The organism is Pareuzebyella sediminis (assembly GCF_008367235.1).
GTDB lineage: Bacteria > Bacteroidota > Bacteroidia > Flavobacteriales > Flavobacteriaceae > Pareuzebyella > Pareuzebyella sediminis.
The window spans coordinates 143,982-157,981 of record NZ_VTZS01000004.1 but is presented as its reverse complement, the minus strand read 5'-3'; the positions used below and the strand labels follow the sequence as shown (position 1 = coordinate 157,981).

The following is a 14,000-nucleotide window of genomic DNA, read 5'->3' as shown; positions in this document are numbered from 1 at the left end:
GGGAAATTCGTTCGATTCTAGACTTGGTCAATAGAAATGCAAATCGCCAAGAGAATAAGTATAGACTCTAAAAGTAACTTTCTATTATAAAAGTCTAACCCATTCTATGACTATAGTGCAGGCGTAATCCCTCTTTCTAAAAATAAGAAAAAACCAGTTCATAAAAATGGCTTTCACCATGATTTTGGAATTGTTTCGTCAATTTTTAGGCACTTAGATGTGCCCTAAACATGATTTTTTCGACACTTCAGGTTGCCTCGTACAAAATATTCTTATCAATTTTTGCACCTGGACTACATAAAATTTCCTTCAGCAGGCTTTAGTTCCTAGCAAAGGAGTTCTTTTTTATCATTTTGAACATTACATATTTTGGCACCCACGATAAATTGGTTAATTTCCTCATAATTTCCATCTCAGCTAAATAACATCACATGAAGAAGAATACCTCTAGAAGGTCTTTTATCAAAAAGGCCGCCTTGGGTTCTACAGTTTTAGGAGCAGCTCCTTTGGTTTTTTCATCTTCCTACCAACAAAAACTAGTACTTCAGAGGGAGTACGAAAACAGTTTGTATACGGCCAACGATCAAATTAATGTGGGTCTCATAGGATCTGGTATTCAAGGAATTTACGATACTAAATCTGCCCTGACCGTAAGTGGAACAAAATTGGTTGCGGCCTGTGATCTTTACACAGGAAGGCTCGATCGGGCCAAGGAACTTTGGGGAGAAGATATTTTTGTTACCCGTGATTATCGTGCCCTTTTGGACCGAAAAGACATAGATGCCGTAATTGTAGCGACACCAGACCATTGGCATAAGAAGATCGTCATCGACGCCCTCAAAGCGGGAAAGCACGTATACTGCGAAAAACCTATGGTACAAAAGTGGGAAGAAGGTCAAGAAATTATCAACACTCAAAAATCAACTGGAAAGCTCTGTCAAATAGGAAGCCAGGGAATGTCTTCACTGGGAAACGAAAAAGCCAAACAGCTCTATGAAGATGGGGCGATCGGGGACATTGTCATGCTAGACTTCTTCAACGATCGCTATTCTGCCGAGGGGGCTTGGCAGTACCCCATTCCGCCCGATGCGAACCCCCAAACCGTAGATTTCGATACCTTTTTGGGTAATGCCCCAAAAGTGCCCTATGAACCAAAACGATTTTTTCGTTGGAGAAATTACCGTGATTATGGTACCGGGGTAGCGGGAGACCTTTTCGTACATGCCTTTTCAAGCCTTAATTACATTATCAGTTCTATGGGGCCAAACCGTGCACAGGCCACCGGAGGACTTCGCTTTTGGAAAGATGGTCGAGATGTTCCTGATGTGAGTATCACGCTGTACGATTATCCGAAAACAAATACGCATGCAGCATTCAATGCCGCTTTCAGGATCAATTTTATCGCCGGCAGCGGCGGTGGCGGTGGCTTCAAATTAGTCGGTACCGAGGGCGAAATGGAGGTAGGGCAGCGTGCGGTAACCTTGAGACGTTCGAAATTAGATATGATACCGGATGGGTATTCGATGGTCTCGTTCACCGAAGCTACACAAAAGAAAATTAGGCAAAGCTACTCCGAACAAAATCTTGAACCTAGGGAGACGTCACTGAGCACTGGCGAGACAAAATGGGAGGCTCCAGACGACTATAAAGGCGGGCACCATGACCATTTCTACAATTTCTTCCAGGCCATTCGTGGAAAAGGTAAGGTCGTAGAAGATCCTACCTTTGGACTTCGTGCCGCCGGGGCAGCCCTGTTGGCCAACGATAGTTACTATCAAAACCGTCCCGTGGCTTGGGATCCCAAAGCCATGAAACCAGCCTAAATACTCGACTACATGAAAAAATATGTATTACTAATCTGTTTTTGCTTTACAATTCCCATGGTATATTCACAAACCGAAAAAATAAATGTTATCGTTTTTGGGGCACATCCAGACGACTGTGACAATGATGCCGGTGGCACGGCCATTCTATTTTCAAAAATGGGCCATAATGTCAAATTTGTCTCTTTGACCAATGGGGATGCAGGGCATCAAGAAAAGGGCGGTGGTGCATTGGCAAAAATTCGTTTGAAGGAAGCCCAGGAAGCTGGAAAACGTTTTGGGGTGGAATATACAGTACTGGGCAACCATGATGGAGAATTGATGCCGACCCTGGAAAATCGGTTGAAAGTCATTCGTGAAATAAGAAAATGGAATGCGGATATCGTAATTGCACCAAGGCCCAATGACTACCATCCCGATCATAGATATACAGGCGTTCTTGTTCAAGATGCCGCTTATATGGTCATCGTTCCCAATGTAGCCCCCGATGTTCCTCCATTAAAAAAGAATCCTGTCTTTTTGTATTCAGAAGACGGATTTCAAAAACCTAGTCCCTTTGAGCCTGACGTTGCGATAGCGATCGACGAGGTCTTCGAACAAAAAATATATGCCATGGCAGCTCATGAATCACAGTTCTTCGAATGGTTACCCTGGACGATGGGCACATTAGACCAAGTACCCGAATCTGAAGAAGAACGTTTGAAATTTTTGACCAACTGGCGGTCTCATGCGCCGAACGGGGCTACAATGGAAAGCCTAAAAAAATGGTACGGCGACAAGGCCCCTACCGTTAAAAATGCAGAAGGATTCGAAATTTGTGAATATGGCAAACAGCCTTCCGACAATGAAATCAAAAAGCTGTTTCCCATGCTACCCCAGTAAAAGTCAGCGAATCAGTCGCCAATCTTAAAGGTAACTACTGGAAGTTTTGAGTGATTGGCCACATCTTCTCCAATGCTGCCCATGAAAAAATGTGAAAGTCCTTTTCGACCATGGGTAGAGATACCAATGGCATCTGCCATATTTTTTTTGCTATAATTTAGAATTCCGCGTTCTACGCTGTAATCATTATAGACCTCTACATGCATGGCTACATTTACTTTCGCCAGAAAGTGTTGTATTCTTTCGTACACATCCCCTGTACTCAAAAAACCATCGCCAGGTGTATTTATGTACACCAAATCCATTTTGGCATTCATCATCGAGGCAAAGGCCTTGGCCTTCTTAAAAGAGCTTATACTTTCCTCCATGAAATCGGAAGCAAAAACAAAATGATCAATTTTAAAGTTTTCCATTTCGTTCTTGATGACCAAAACGGGCAAGTCCGCATTGCGCACTACTTTCTCTGCATTAGACCCTACAAAAATCTCTTGAAGACCATCGGTGCCGTGGGAGCCCATTACGATAAGATCAGCTTTGTGCTCCTTGGCCACCTCATTTACTTCACTGAAGACCTTGTAGTGCTTTACGACAGGTGTAACTTTTATACCTTTTAAATAAGACTTGTCTAAAAATTCCGTGAATCGCTTTTCGGCCAATTTTATCAAAAATACAGTCTGCTCAGGATGAAAACCTTCCGAAGAAGTTATCATGGCCTGATTTAATTCAAGCATATGGAGTGCCAAAATATCAGCTCCATATCTCTTGGCCAAAGAAGCGGCCACTTTCAAGGCGTACTCCGATTGTTGAGAAAAATCCAGTGGTACTATAATCTTATTCATCTTTGTATATTTAAATTATATGGTCATGGAGAACAACCTCGTCTTACTAGTCTTTCTTCGTAAATGTAAATCAAAAGCCATGCAAATATTCCGTATGAACGGGCGTCCGTTTTCAAAAACTTGTAATCGACCTTTGGTTATAGTTATCAAACCATCGTTTCTCATTTCTTCTAACGCTTGAACGACTTCGTTTATTTCATCAAAATACATTTCAGGCTGCGCCCACGAAGTTTCAAATCCACACATTAAATTTAATATATGTTTTCTAATAACACGGTCTTCTTCCGTCAGTATATGGCCGCGATAAATTGGAATTATATCGTTTTCTACCAAGTGAGCGTACTCCTCTATACTCTTTACGTTCTGGGCAAAACTATACCAACTATCACTTATACTCGAAGCGCCAAGGCCTACCATTAATTGGGTTTTGGTCGCCGTATACCCCATAAAATTCCTGTGCAACGTTCCCGATTGTGTAGCTTGGAACAAACTATCCGATGGAAGGGCAAAGTGATCCATGCCAATTTCATGATAGCCTACTTGGGTCAAAAGTTCCTTGCCCCTTTCATATTGTCGGCGCTTCTGTTCGGCACTGGGCAGGTCGTCGTCCTTATATCCCCTCTGACCATTTCCCTTAAGCCAAGGCACGTGGGCATAACTGTAGAAAGCCAATCTATCTGGCATAAGCTCTTTGGTCTTTAAGATAGTCTCTTCCACATGGCGCAAGGTCTGATGGGGCAAACCGAAAATAATATCATGACCAACCGAAGTATACCCGATTTCCCGGGCTACTTCCGTTACCTCCTTAACCTTCTCGAAAGGTTGTACACGATGAATTGCTTTTTGAACGGTTTCGTTATAGTCTTGAACCCCAAAGCTTACCCTTCTAAAACCGACATCAAATAACGCCTGAAGATGATCTTTCGTGGTATTGTTCGGGTGGCCTTCAAAGCTGAACTCATACGCTTCGGCTTTCGTTGCCCGTTTAAAAATACCGTTAATCAGATATTTTAAGTTATTGGGGGAAAAGAAGGTGGGAGTACCGCCACCCAAATGCAATTCTTTAATTTTCGGTTTTTCCGAGAAGAGATTGCAATATAATTCCCATTCCTTGAGTACGGAACGAATATAAGGTGTCTCCACATCATGTCGTTTCGTAATTCTCTTGTGGCATCCACAAAAAGTGCACATGCTTTCACAGTAAGGTAAATGAATGTAAAGGCTAATTCCTTCGGAAGCATTGCTCTCATCAAAGCTCTTCTTCACCGTCGCCTTCCAGGTCTTACCCGAAAATGTGTCGATATCCCAATGAGGAACTGTTGGATAACTGGTATAACGTGGGCCGGGGACATTATATTTTTGAATAAGGCTGCACATAAATAAGAAATAGTTTAATTCAAATTTATGGCAGCCTCACAAGCTATTTTATGATAAATATCAGGTCACCCTACAATTCTGCACAATCAAAACCATTACGTCTTAGAAGACATGCAATGAGCGAAGGATCTAATTTTCTCGTTTCGACACGGAGAATACGGTCACAATCCTCCAGGTCAAAGTTCCATTGTCCATCTGATTTTATCGTTCGATCCAACAAAGGCCGCAATCGACGCACATGGTTCTTTTTTTGCACCGATGTCTTGAATACCCAAACCATTTTTATCTTTTAGGAATTAAACACCTTGCCGTTCCCAGAACATTGGCGGCTCAATACCCAAAGACCGTAAATACACATACCCTTGACCACGGTGGTGTATTTCGTTATCTATAAAATAGAAAATGGAAGACTGAACAGTACCTTCATATTGACCAAAGGTCTTTATGGAATCATGAAAACGGTCAAGACCGATCTTGGGCCAATAAACATTGATTTCTTCGGTGGCTTCATCCCACAATTGAAGTAAGTTGGCTTTCTTGTTTTCATGTTCAAACTTTTCGTTCAGAGCAACAGTTTCGCCGCTTACTATTTCTTTAAGCGCAGGAACCGCGATACCCAATAGCTCCATTACCATTTCTGAAAAGGGCCGCATTCCCCCAATAGAGTACTTGAAAAACTCTTCTTCCGGAAAAGCTTCAATTACCTTTCGTGTTAGACTTCTGTGTCCTTGCCAGTGTACCAATAATTCTGAAGGAGTAATCACTTGCTTTACTTTTTCTGCTTGATTTACCATTGTTTCCATTGTTTTTGGTGTAAATAATTGTTGTATGGAAGCAAAAATAAAAGGGGCAAGTGACAGCAGTTTGTCAGCAGTAATAGTCAACCTTGATTTTTTTGGCCCAAGAGCTAGTTTTTTATATCGGGTTCGATATGGATAAGCACATGGAACAAGTTTGGAATTTGTCGCTTTAAATGGTCTTGAAGCTCATGTGCGATATCGTGGCCTTCCTTCACCGAAATACGCCCATCAACGGACGCATGTAGATCCACATGGAATTGCATTCCAGATTTTCTGATAAAGCACTTTTCGGTGTAACGCACCCCGGGTACTTGGAGGGAAACTTCCCTTATCTCTTCGATTAAATCATCGTATTGGTGTTCATCCATTATCTCGCCCAAAGCCGGTCTGAAAATCAAATAGCAGTTGTATAGAATAAATCCGGAAGCGAACAGAGCGGCCCAATCATCGGCCGTTTCATAGCCTTTGCCAAAAATTAAGGCTATGGATATTCCGATAAAAGCCATTACCGAAGTAATGGCATCGCTTCGATGGTGCCACGCATCGGCCAGTAATGAAGAACTATTCGTTTCCCTTCCTTTTTTACTGACCAGTCTATAAGACCATTCCTTCCAGATAATAATGGCCCCTAGAACCAGTAACGTCCACGCCTTAGGCACCTTGTGAGGGGTGCGTATGTTTTCGATACTCTCATAGGCAATAACCGTTGCTGAAACGACCAGAAAAGCGACTACGATAAACGTAATCAAGGGTTCTATTTTGCCGTGCCCATAAGGGTGGTTCGTGTCGGCCGGTCTTTTTGCATATTTTAGTCCAAACAAGACCAATAGGGATGAAAATATATCCGTGGTCGATTCTATGGCATCTGCAATCAAGGCATACGAATTGCCAAACACCCCTGCTAGGCCTTTTATAAGGGCTAAACTGGTATTGCCAATGAGGCTAAAGTAGGTGGTTCGTATCGCAGCCTTTACGTCATTCATAGTTCCGTGCAAATCTAAAAAAATAATAGTGTAGCATTTTTTGAATAGGTTCGGAATCTCACGATACGCAAGAAGCAAATAGAAGGGCCCTGATTACCAAACTTACCTTTAAAAACACGTTAAAGTGCCTTTTGAAGACCAAAAGATTGTTGGTGAAATTATTCTCCTTCGATGAAGGTTGGTGTAAATCTTTTAGCCGTACCTTGTTCATAGGCATAAGCAATTTCCAACAGTTCGGGTTCGGACCACGCCCTACCGAATATCGACAACCCTACAGGCAACCCATCAATTTGCCCCATTGGCACGGTTATATTCGGATATCCGGCAATGGCCGCCGGAGAGCTGCTATGTATACCAAAATTATCGCCGTTGATCAGATCTGTTTTCCAAGCCGGTCCTCCCGTGGGAGCAATAATAGCATCTAAACGATTTTGATTCATTACCGCATCAATACCTTCCTTTTGACTTAACTTCAACATTTCTTGCAAGGCATTCAAATAGTCATCCTCATCAAGACTTCCCTTAGATTGAGCCATTTTAAGCAATTCATGGTCAAAATATTTCATTTCGACACTGTCTTTAAAAGTTTCTTCAATCAACGCTTCCAAATCAGGCACCGGGGCGGCCGAACCCAAATTTTGAAGATATTGGTTCAACCCATCCTTGAACTCATAGAGCAGCACAGTAAACGAATAGTCGCTCGTATCTTGTGCGATCACACTGTCTAGTTCAACGATCATGGCTCCTTGGCTTTTAAAAAAAGTAACGGCCCTGTCCATTACCTCCGTCATTCTCTTGTGATGGCCTAGCGGGCTCTTCCAGTATCCTATTCTCTTCCCGACCATGCCGTCCGTTTTTAGAAATTGGGTATAGTCTCTACATACTTTTCTATCGGGCGACAAGGTTTTGGCATCTAGGGAGTCTACCGCTGTTAAAGCCCCCAAACAAATCGCCGCATCGGTAACCGTTCTTGCCATGGGGCCACCGGTGTCTTGTGTAAACGATATAGGGATTATCCCTCTTCTGCTAATAAGACCGACCGTGGGTTTAATCCCCACAATGCCATTATTATTTGAGGGGCAAACAATCGAACCGTTGGTCTCGGTTCCTATAGCCAACACACATAAGTTTGCCGAAACGGCAACCGCGGAACCAGAACTTGAACCGCATGGATTTCGGGTAAGGTCGTAGGGGTTCTTCGTTTGGCCTCCCAAACCGCTCCATCCACTGGACGAATAGTTGGAATGAAAATTGGCCCATTCGCTCATGTTCGCCTTTCCAAGAATTACAGCCCCAGCCTGCCTAAGTTGCGCCGCCAATGGACTATCTTCAAGTGGATAGGATGCCTTCATGAAACGAGCACCAGCGGTGCAGGGCATCTTGTCTCCTGTATCTATATTGTCTTTAAGTACAATAGGGATCCCATGAAGGGGACCACGAACACTACCTTCGTTCATTTCATCATCAAGTTGTTCGGCAATGGACAAAGCATCTGGATTAACAGTAATCATGGCATTTAATTCCGGACCATTATAACTCAGACTATCGATCCTATTCAAATAAAAACGGGTCAACTCTTCTATGGAATATTTTCCGGTTTTATATGCCTCTTGAATCTCTGCTATGGTAATCTCATCATTTACCGTTATAGGATCGGCCTCTTTTCTAATGGGCGAACCGCAGGAACAAAGTAAAAGCAAGGGCAAAACCACCCTTAGCGCCTGGAAGTTTATGGTGTTGTAGTTTTTCATACCTTTTTAAATCGGACATCATCGTCAATTGTATTCTCTTTCGAAGTACCCATAGACTGTCATTTTCCATTTGATCATAACATCGGAAAACAGTTTCGTACCTATCCATCCATTGAATTTCACATGGGGCAATCACGTAAAGAAGATTTTGAGATCAACCTGTTATCCTTTCCCCAGTGAGTCCCTAAAATTTTCTTTTCAAAATGGTATCGGAATTTTCGGAACGACGTACTGCCACAACCTCTAAAGAAGAAAAAAGCAAGAATTTCAATCTTTATGAGGATATCAATTAATTTTTCCAACCGTACCACAATACTACGGATATAGGCGTCCATATAGGGCAATACCCACTTCGATCAATCACCTTCCTATCAAAATCTAAATCATCGATGCGCTAAAAACAAATCGATTCTCTCCTTCTGTCTGAGATGATGTCGCATATGCATTTCAGCATATTGAAACCACTCTTTCGGACCGAAAAATTCGAGCCCGGGATGTTTTCGCTTACCGAACTGCGTTGCGGATTCGATACTATCCCAAATCACGTACGCATCACTTTTTAACTTCTCGAATTTTTCAATCAAGTCCCCTTTATCGGAAGGCTGAGCAATCTGCTCCGAAATAAAAGGGTCTCCCTTAATTATTTCATTGGGAAAACCATTGTTACGAAACATCTCTTTTGCTTTTTCAGACATGGCTTCCTGAGCATGGTCAGAATTTCCCAAACAAAGTTGAATCTGTTCAAAATACCAATACGTTTCTTCAAGAAGGTGCATGTATAGCTGGCCCATCGACCAACTGGATTTATTTGGTTTCAAATATAATTCAGCATGGTCATAGTGCTGCAACTGGCTGATATATTTATCGATGGTAGCCTTAAAATCTTCAATTGTCATAGCCCTCAAAATATTTGCACCTTCCCTTATTGATGCTTGTTTAGATTTACGTAAAAATTAGTCATTAATCGATTGTCTATTTCAAGCTTTCAATCTCGCGGAAATCACTTTCTTAAAATTAAGGGTTTTATTCCATTTATGGGCTTGTATTCAAAAGTTTGAGAGTCCCCATAGGATGTATCAGAAGCTGCGGGCCATTTCTTTTTTTACGGTCTTGTAAAACGTACTGTTTATTTGTTTTTTTTTAGCCTAGTGACAACCCCTTGTCACTCCTAGTCCTTTACTTTACCACTTGAAAAAGGATAATTTTTAATGGCATTCAAACCTAAAATCCGATCCTCTGGCTTTCATTTGAAGTCCTATCTTTGGGATATTTATACAACAATTATGGGTTTTGATACAGTAAAACGTTTCGATCGAATAGTCGCCCTTTTAGTTCAGTTACAATCTAAAAGAGTCGTAAAGGCCCAAGAGCTTGCCGACCGTTTTGAGGTAAGCTTACGTACCATTTATCGCGACATCCGTACATTGGAGGCCTCTGGGGTGCCCATTATCAGTGAGGCAGGAGTCGGCTATTCCATCATGGAAGGATATCGGCTACCGCCTGTCATGTTTACCCGGGAAGAAGCGGGAAGTTTCGTCGCGGCCGAAAAATTGATGCAAAAATTTACCGATAAAACCCTGGGCGCCTATCATGAATCGGCCATGTTCAAAGTAAAATCGATCTTGCGGGGTAGCGAAAAAGATTGGGTCTCCGCCTTAGAGACCCAAGTGACCATAGACCCTGCCCAGGTACTTTTTAATGACGAAGTGCCCAACGCCCTTGAATTACTTTTTGAGAGTATTGCCGAAAAAAAACAAGTATTCTTGACCTATCACTCCTTGGAAGCACAAGAACCCTCAACGCGTTATATCGAACCGGTAGGGCTTTTTCATGAAAACAACTATTGGTATGTAATAGCCCATTGCCATCTGCGTAAAGCATATCGCCATTTCCGTACAGACCGGATGCTGGGAATTCAGCGTACCGAGCGCCCGTTTCAATTATCCCATGGCACGCTAGATGAACTACGCGCACAAAAGGAGCCCGAAAATAAAACCAAGGTACGTATATTGATCGATCGTAAAATTGCACGATACATCGGGGGGAGCAAGAAGCACTATGGCTTTATTTCTGAAAAGTCGGTTAAAGACCAAGTGGAAATGACTTTTATGACCACCGATCTTGAAAACGGGTTCGCTCGATGGTATTTGATGTTCGGGGATTATGCCAAAATCTTGGAACCCGAGCACCTTAAAACACGGGTCAACGAAATATTGGAGAAAACAAAACAGGGTCTTTTTGGTTAGCCCATGCCATTTATGGGCCGAAATTTCTGGAAATGCTCTCGCATACCCTGGCCTCTACTTCCCCCGATTCCGCTTCTTCGTTTTCTTCTCCAAATTTTCGGCCACCCTGAACGTGACGATTTCCGAGATGAGGTCATAAGGGATGGGCTTATCCAATGAAAATTGCACGGAACCCTTTCCCTGTTTATAATTTGCCAGTGCCTTCTCAAACTTTTTATGCCCAGTAGGGGTAGCGTAAAAGCCGATATGATTGGCATAGCCTGCAAAATAAACCAATATGCCATGATATCGAAAAGCAGGCATTCCATAACTAATGGTTTCCTCAGCCTGTGGTGCCGCCTCCAGAACAGTGGCCCTTACTTTTCGCAACACCCTTTGTACGCTATCCGGAAACATGGAAATGTAGCCATCAACATTGTCAGGTCTGGTTTTTTTGTCCATCCTTTCTTGCCATAGTTTTTAATTCGATTCGGTATAGACCTTGAAGTTATCGAGTATAGCCTGCCAGCCATTGCGCTGCATTTCTACTGGGTTGGTGGTCTCCGTTTCAAAGACCTCGACTACTTTGGTCTGTCGATCTTCTTCTACAAAAGTGACCTGTACTTTTCTATCATCGTCGAGGGTATAGGAAATCTTTTCCCTCGGTTTAACCTGATCGTAAGTTCCTCCGAAATCAAAACCCATACTACCGTCTTTGGCCTCCATTCTAAAGGTGAACTTTCCACCCACTTGTAAATTATTTTCTGTTTTGGTAGTGTGCCAGTCTTCTGATGCGCTATTCCATTTTACGATATGCTTGGGATCCGTCCAATATTTCCAGACCTTTTCTATAGGGGTCTTTACTTTTGCTTCAATAGTTATTTTTTCGTTCTTTTCCATATTTTAAATTATTTCATTCTACTTCTATTACGGAGAGGATGTTTCCGGCAGGATCTTTGAACCACGCTATCGAAGGACCGGATTCATTGCAGCAAATTCCGATGGCATCGGTCTGGGGACGGTCGTAATGTTCAAATGTTACCCCCTTCGACTTGAGACATTCCACCATATCTTCAATGTCGGTAACCGGAAAATTAAGCACCGTAAAAGTAGCCGGTATATGGTTATCTTTCGGGTAAATGCTAATCGGCTGCCCGCCCTCAACGCGCAATTCCAGTACGCCCATAGCATTCTCCTCAACCGAGAGGCCCAAAATATTTTGGTAAAATGCCCTTGCTTTTTCTAGATTATTTACCGAGAAGCTGCTAAAGGGTCTCGAATTTTCTAACATTGAGGTACGCTTTAATTGTTGAAAGATTTTCGGCAATTACCTATTAAGAATTTCAAAAATCATCATTATGATTTATCATCCATCGGATACCGAATCGATCGACAAGGCTTCCAAAGTAATCGCCCCAAAATTGATCTGCCATGGGCATTTCAATGTCCCCCCCTTTTGACAAGCCGGCAAAGATTCGATCAGCCTCTTCCCTACTCTCCGGATGAATCGAGACGTATATATTATTCCCAATATTTAAAGAGTGGCCAGCCGAAGGCAATATATCGGACCCCATAAGTATCGTATCTTTGCCCAAGGGTAGCGAGATATGCATCACCCTATTCATTTCCTCCTTTGGAAGATCATTCATGTCGGGTGCATCCGACATCTTCATATGGCCGATAAATTCCCCGCCAAAAATCGATTTATAAAAAAGAAAGGCTTCTTCGGCCTTCCCATCAAAATTTAAATATGGATTTACTTTCATGATCGTTTATTTTTAGATTGTTCCCCTGTTTTGCAGATTGCAAGCACAAATTATATTTCAATGACATACGAGGTAATCGAACGGATTGCGTTGCCCTTCGCACTGGAGAAACCATATATATCGGAAAAGGCATACGTACTTCCGTTATGCATTTTGAGGGTGCCATTGGCCGCCCCCAATCTACCATGGGTAAAAATCTTCTCAATGACCATCTCCTGAATATTGCTTTGCCCCAATTCGAGCAGTACCTTTTTGAAATTCAATTTTCCCACAACTTCCTGATCACCGACCATTCTCCAGCTAATATCATCGGTCACACATTCGAGAAGATAAGGTATGTTGCCTTCGGCATAGGCGCGATTAAATTTTTCTAGAAATACCATTTTTGGAGAATTTCCGCAATGGATGGTAGTGATCATCTTTGCCATGGTCATCAACTATTCTTCTGCAAGTGCTTTTCCTTTTTTAAGGCCTTAGGCCAGACTTTCGTGAGATAGGCGACATATGCATCACTGATTTCCATTGCTACGGTACACTGTGTTTTCCCTTTCGTGATATTCATGATATAGTTTTACGGGGCCCTTTCCTTCCGCACTTGTTGCCAATCGGAAATGGCCCACCATGCTTTTAATGTCGGGGCTATCCTATCATGTACGCGTATTTACCCCTATTTTCGAACAAAATCCAGATAAGGACGGCCCAGATAACCAAAGCGATTATCAATCCATCGGTATCCACAAAAATATGGGTCAACAGAATACCAACGGCTACCGGAAATATAACCACCGCTCCCAAGGCTCTTGTCTTAGGAATGGCAATCAAAATGCCGCCTACAATTTCTGCAATTCCGAGCAGCGGCATCAACCATACTATTTCGGTCAGTGCCCCAAAATCTTTGAGCATGGCCTCGGAAATATCATCCGGGGGCGGCATATAATTAAAAAATTTATTCAACCCTCCGTTGATCAACAAGAGGCCGAATAGCACAGACAAGACAGTAAGAATTTTTTGTTTCATCGGTTTATAGTTTAGCAATTATAGATTGATTGAATCTTGGTCTCCCAGTATTATTTCTTTTTTGGAAATTCAATTCGTTTTCCGGGTAACATCCCTCTTACGCGACATTTCTAGTTCATGGAATGAATACCGAACATATTGCCTTCGGTATCGGTGCCGAGGGCAACAAAGCCATATTCACCAATAGACATTTTAGCCCTGACCAACTTACCGCCTGCAGCTTCTATCCGCCCAGCTTCGATACTGCAATCGTCACTGGAGAAATAAACCAACGTACTATTACCTCCTGCACCGAAACCTTCCATTTTCACCAAGGCGCCACTAGAACCAAAAGCGGTCATCTCGGAAGGAAAAAATTTCATCTCGAGACTGTCATCGCCCGGAGGCAAGGGCACATCGGTCAAAGCCATTTTTAGGGTGTCTTCGTAGAATTTTTGAGCTCTTTGCATGTCATCTACATATATTTCGAACCACACGACCGGGTTTACCTTCTGATTTTCCATTGTTCTTATTTTATGTTATTCATCAGTTGTGCAT

General features: G+C 42.5%; 18 protein-coding genes. 3 read left to right on the top strand and 15 right to left on the bottom strand.

Going from position 1 to position 14,000, the window contains the following annotated elements:
• Positions 1–431 precede the first annotated feature (431 nt).
• The gene (locus tag F2B13_RS14785; RefSeq protein ID WP_149304559.1) at positions 432–1,823 is read left to right on the top strand and encodes a Gfo/Idh/MocA family protein; all 1,392 of its coding nucleotides are present in this window, start codon (positions 432–434) and stop codon (positions 1,821–1,823) included.
• 12 nt (positions 1,824–1,835) lie between these two features.
• Entirely contained in the window at positions 1,836–2,705 is an 870-nt protein-coding gene (locus F2B13_RS14780; RefSeq protein ID WP_149304558.1) for a PIG-L deacetylase family protein, read from the top strand.
• A gap of 11 nt (positions 2,706–2,716) precedes the next feature.
• Here F2B13_RS14780 and F2B13_RS14775 read toward each other — a convergent pair whose 3' ends face one another.
• The 7 genes from F2B13_RS14775 to F2B13_RS14745 form a co-directional block, all read right to left on the bottom strand.
• The gene (locus F2B13_RS14775) at positions 2,717–3,544 is read right to left on the bottom strand and encodes a universal stress protein (protein ID WP_149304557.1); all 828 of its coding nucleotides are present in this window, start codon (positions 3,542–3,544) and stop codon (positions 2,717–2,719) included.
• A gap of 15 nt (positions 3,545–3,559) precedes the next feature.
• Entirely contained in the window at positions 3,560–4,921 is a 1,362-nt protein-coding gene (gene hemN, locus F2B13_RS14770) for an oxygen-independent coproporphyrinogen III oxidase (protein WP_149304556.1), read from the bottom strand.
• A gap of 70 nt (positions 4,922–4,991) precedes the next feature.
• Positions 4,992–5,201 carry a hypothetical protein gene (locus tag F2B13_RS14765; RefSeq protein ID WP_232625250.1) on the bottom strand — a complete coding sequence of 70 codons (210 nt, stop codon included), beginning with the start codon at positions 5,199–5,201 and terminating at the stop codon, positions 4,992–4,994.
• Positions 5,202–5,217: 16 nt separating this feature from the next.
• Entirely contained in the window at positions 5,218–5,715 is a 498-nt protein-coding gene (locus F2B13_RS14760; RefSeq protein ID WP_198440144.1) for a DinB family protein, read from the bottom strand.
• 113 nt (positions 5,716–5,828) lie between these two features.
• On the bottom strand, positions 5,829–6,704 hold the full coding sequence (locus F2B13_RS14755; protein ID WP_149304553.1) for a cation diffusion facilitator family transporter: 876 nt from the start codon (positions 6,702–6,704) through the stop codon (positions 5,829–5,831).
• Between the two features lie 158 nt (positions 6,705–6,862).
• A complete protein-coding gene (locus F2B13_RS14750; RefSeq protein ID WP_149304552.1) occupies positions 6,863–8,455 on the bottom strand; it encodes an amidase in 1,593 nt (530 codons plus the stop codon).
• 383 nt (positions 8,456–8,838) lie between these two features.
• Positions 8,839–9,351, bottom strand: a complete 513-nt coding sequence (locus tag F2B13_RS14745; RefSeq protein WP_149276545.1) for a DinB family protein — start codon at positions 9,349–9,351, stop codon at positions 8,839–8,841.
• A gap of 387 nt (positions 9,352–9,738) precedes the next feature.
• Between F2B13_RS14745 and F2B13_RS14740 the strand changes: the two genes are divergently transcribed.
• On the top strand, positions 9,739–10,701 hold the full coding sequence (locus F2B13_RS14740) for a helix-turn-helix transcriptional regulator (protein ID WP_149304551.1): 963 nt from the start codon (positions 9,739–9,741) through the stop codon (positions 10,699–10,701).
• A gap of 54 nt (positions 10,702–10,755) precedes the next feature.
• On the opposite strand, the gene F2B13_RS14735 is transcribed toward F2B13_RS14740, so the two are convergent.
• The 8 genes from F2B13_RS14735 to F2B13_RS14705 form a co-directional block, all read right to left on the bottom strand.
• Entirely contained in the window at positions 10,756–11,142 is a 387-nt protein-coding gene (locus F2B13_RS14735; RefSeq protein ID WP_149304550.1) for an iron chaperone, read from the bottom strand.
• 18 nt (positions 11,143–11,160) lie between these two features.
• Positions 11,161–11,580 carry an SRPBCC family protein gene (locus F2B13_RS14730; protein WP_149304549.1) on the bottom strand — a complete coding sequence of 140 codons (420 nt, stop codon included), beginning with the start codon at positions 11,578–11,580 and terminating at the stop codon, positions 11,161–11,163.
• Positions 11,581–11,593: 13 nt separating this feature from the next.
• Positions 11,594–11,971, bottom strand: a complete 378-nt coding sequence (locus tag F2B13_RS14725; protein ID WP_149304548.1) for a VOC family protein — start codon at positions 11,969–11,971, stop codon at positions 11,594–11,596.
• A 52-nt stretch (positions 11,972–12,023) separates the two neighbouring features.
• Positions 12,024–12,446: a VOC family protein gene (locus tag F2B13_RS14720; protein WP_198440143.1), complete on the bottom strand. Its 423-nt coding sequence runs from the start codon at positions 12,444–12,446 to the stop codon at positions 12,024–12,026.
• Between the two features lie 50 nt (positions 12,447–12,496).
• Positions 12,497–12,874 (bottom strand): nuclear transport factor 2 family protein, encoded by a 378-nt coding sequence (locus F2B13_RS14715; RefSeq protein WP_149276539.1) that lies wholly within the window; start codon positions 12,872–12,874, stop codon positions 12,497–12,499.
• Positions 12,875–12,879: 5 nt separating this feature from the next.
• Positions 12,880–13,008: a hypothetical protein gene (locus F2B13_RS20735; protein WP_262713832.1), complete on the bottom strand. Its 129-nt coding sequence runs from the start codon at positions 13,006–13,008 to the stop codon at positions 12,880–12,882.
• 77 nt (positions 13,009–13,085) lie between these two features.
• The gene (locus F2B13_RS14710) at positions 13,086–13,463 is read right to left on the bottom strand and encodes a DoxX family membrane protein (RefSeq protein ID WP_149276538.1); all 378 of its coding nucleotides are present in this window, start codon (positions 13,461–13,463) and stop codon (positions 13,086–13,088) included.
• A 110-nt stretch (positions 13,464–13,573) separates the two neighbouring features.
• Entirely contained in the window at positions 13,574–13,966 is a 393-nt protein-coding gene (locus F2B13_RS14705; RefSeq protein ID WP_149276537.1) for a VOC family protein, read from the bottom strand.
• Positions 13,967–14,000: the final 34 nt, after the last annotated feature.

What these genes read in the sequence shown, in the direction of transcription:
- F2B13_RS14785 (WP_149304559.1), top strand. Translation starts at nt 432, where the DNA reads ATGAAGAAGAATACCTCTAGAAGGTCTTTTATCAAAAAGGCCGCCTTG.
- F2B13_RS14780 (WP_149304558.1), top strand. Translation starts at nt 1,836, where the DNA reads ATGAAAAAATATGTATTACTAATCTGTTTTTGCTTTACAATTCCCATG.
- F2B13_RS14775 (WP_149304557.1), bottom strand. Translation starts at nt 3,544, where the DNA reads ATGAATAAGATTATAGTACCACTGGATTTTTCTCAACAATCGGAGTAC.
- hemN (WP_149304556.1), bottom strand. Translation starts at nt 4,921, where the DNA reads ATGTGCAGCCTTATTCAAAAATATAATGTCCCCGGCCCACGTTATACC.
- F2B13_RS14765 (WP_232625250.1), bottom strand. Translation starts at nt 5,201, where the DNA reads ATGGTTTGGGTATTCAAGACATCGGTGCAAAAAAAGAACCATGTGCGT.
- F2B13_RS14760 (WP_198440144.1), bottom strand. Translation starts at nt 5,715, where the DNA reads ATGGTAAATCAAGCAGAAAAAGTAAAGCAAGTGATTACTCCTTCAGAA.
- F2B13_RS14755 (WP_149304553.1), bottom strand. Translation starts at nt 6,704, where the DNA reads ATGAATGACGTAAAGGCTGCGATACGAACCACCTACTTTAGCCTCATT.
- F2B13_RS14750 (WP_149304552.1), bottom strand. Translation starts at nt 8,455, where the DNA reads ATGAAAAACTACAACACCATAAACTTCCAGGCGCTAAGGGTGGTTTTG.
- F2B13_RS14745 (WP_149276545.1), bottom strand. Translation starts at nt 9,351, where the DNA reads ATGACAATTGAAGATTTTAAGGCTACCATCGATAAATATATCAGCCAG.
- F2B13_RS14740 (WP_149304551.1), top strand. Translation starts at nt 9,739, where the DNA reads ATGGGTTTTGATACAGTAAAACGTTTCGATCGAATAGTCGCCCTTTTA.
- F2B13_RS14735 (WP_149304550.1), bottom strand. Translation starts at nt 11,142, where the DNA reads ATGGACAAAAAAACCAGACCTGACAATGTTGATGGCTACATTTCCATG.
- F2B13_RS14730 (WP_149304549.1), bottom strand. Translation starts at nt 11,580, where the DNA reads ATGGAAAAGAACGAAAAAATAACTATTGAAGCAAAAGTAAAGACCCCT.
- F2B13_RS14725 (WP_149304548.1), bottom strand. Translation starts at nt 11,971, where the DNA reads ATGTTAGAAAATTCGAGACCCTTTAGCAGCTTCTCGGTAAATAATCTA.
- F2B13_RS14720 (WP_198440143.1), bottom strand. Translation starts at nt 12,446, where the DNA reads ATGAAAGTAAATCCATATTTAAATTTTGATGGGAAGGCCGAAGAAGCC.
- F2B13_RS14715 (WP_149276539.1), bottom strand. Translation starts at nt 12,874, where the DNA reads ATGGCAAAGATGATCACTACCATCCATTGCGGAAATTCTCCAAAAATG.
- F2B13_RS20735 (WP_262713832.1), bottom strand. Translation starts at nt 13,008, where the DNA reads ATGAATATCACGAAAGGGAAAACACAGTGTACCGTAGCAATGGAAATC.
- F2B13_RS14710 (WP_149276538.1), bottom strand. Translation starts at nt 13,463, where the DNA reads ATGAAACAAAAAATTCTTACTGTCTTGTCTGTGCTATTCGGCCTCTTG.
- F2B13_RS14705 (WP_149276537.1), bottom strand. Translation starts at nt 13,966, where the DNA reads ATGGAAAATCAGAAGGTAAACCCGGTCGTGTGGTTCGAAATATATGTA.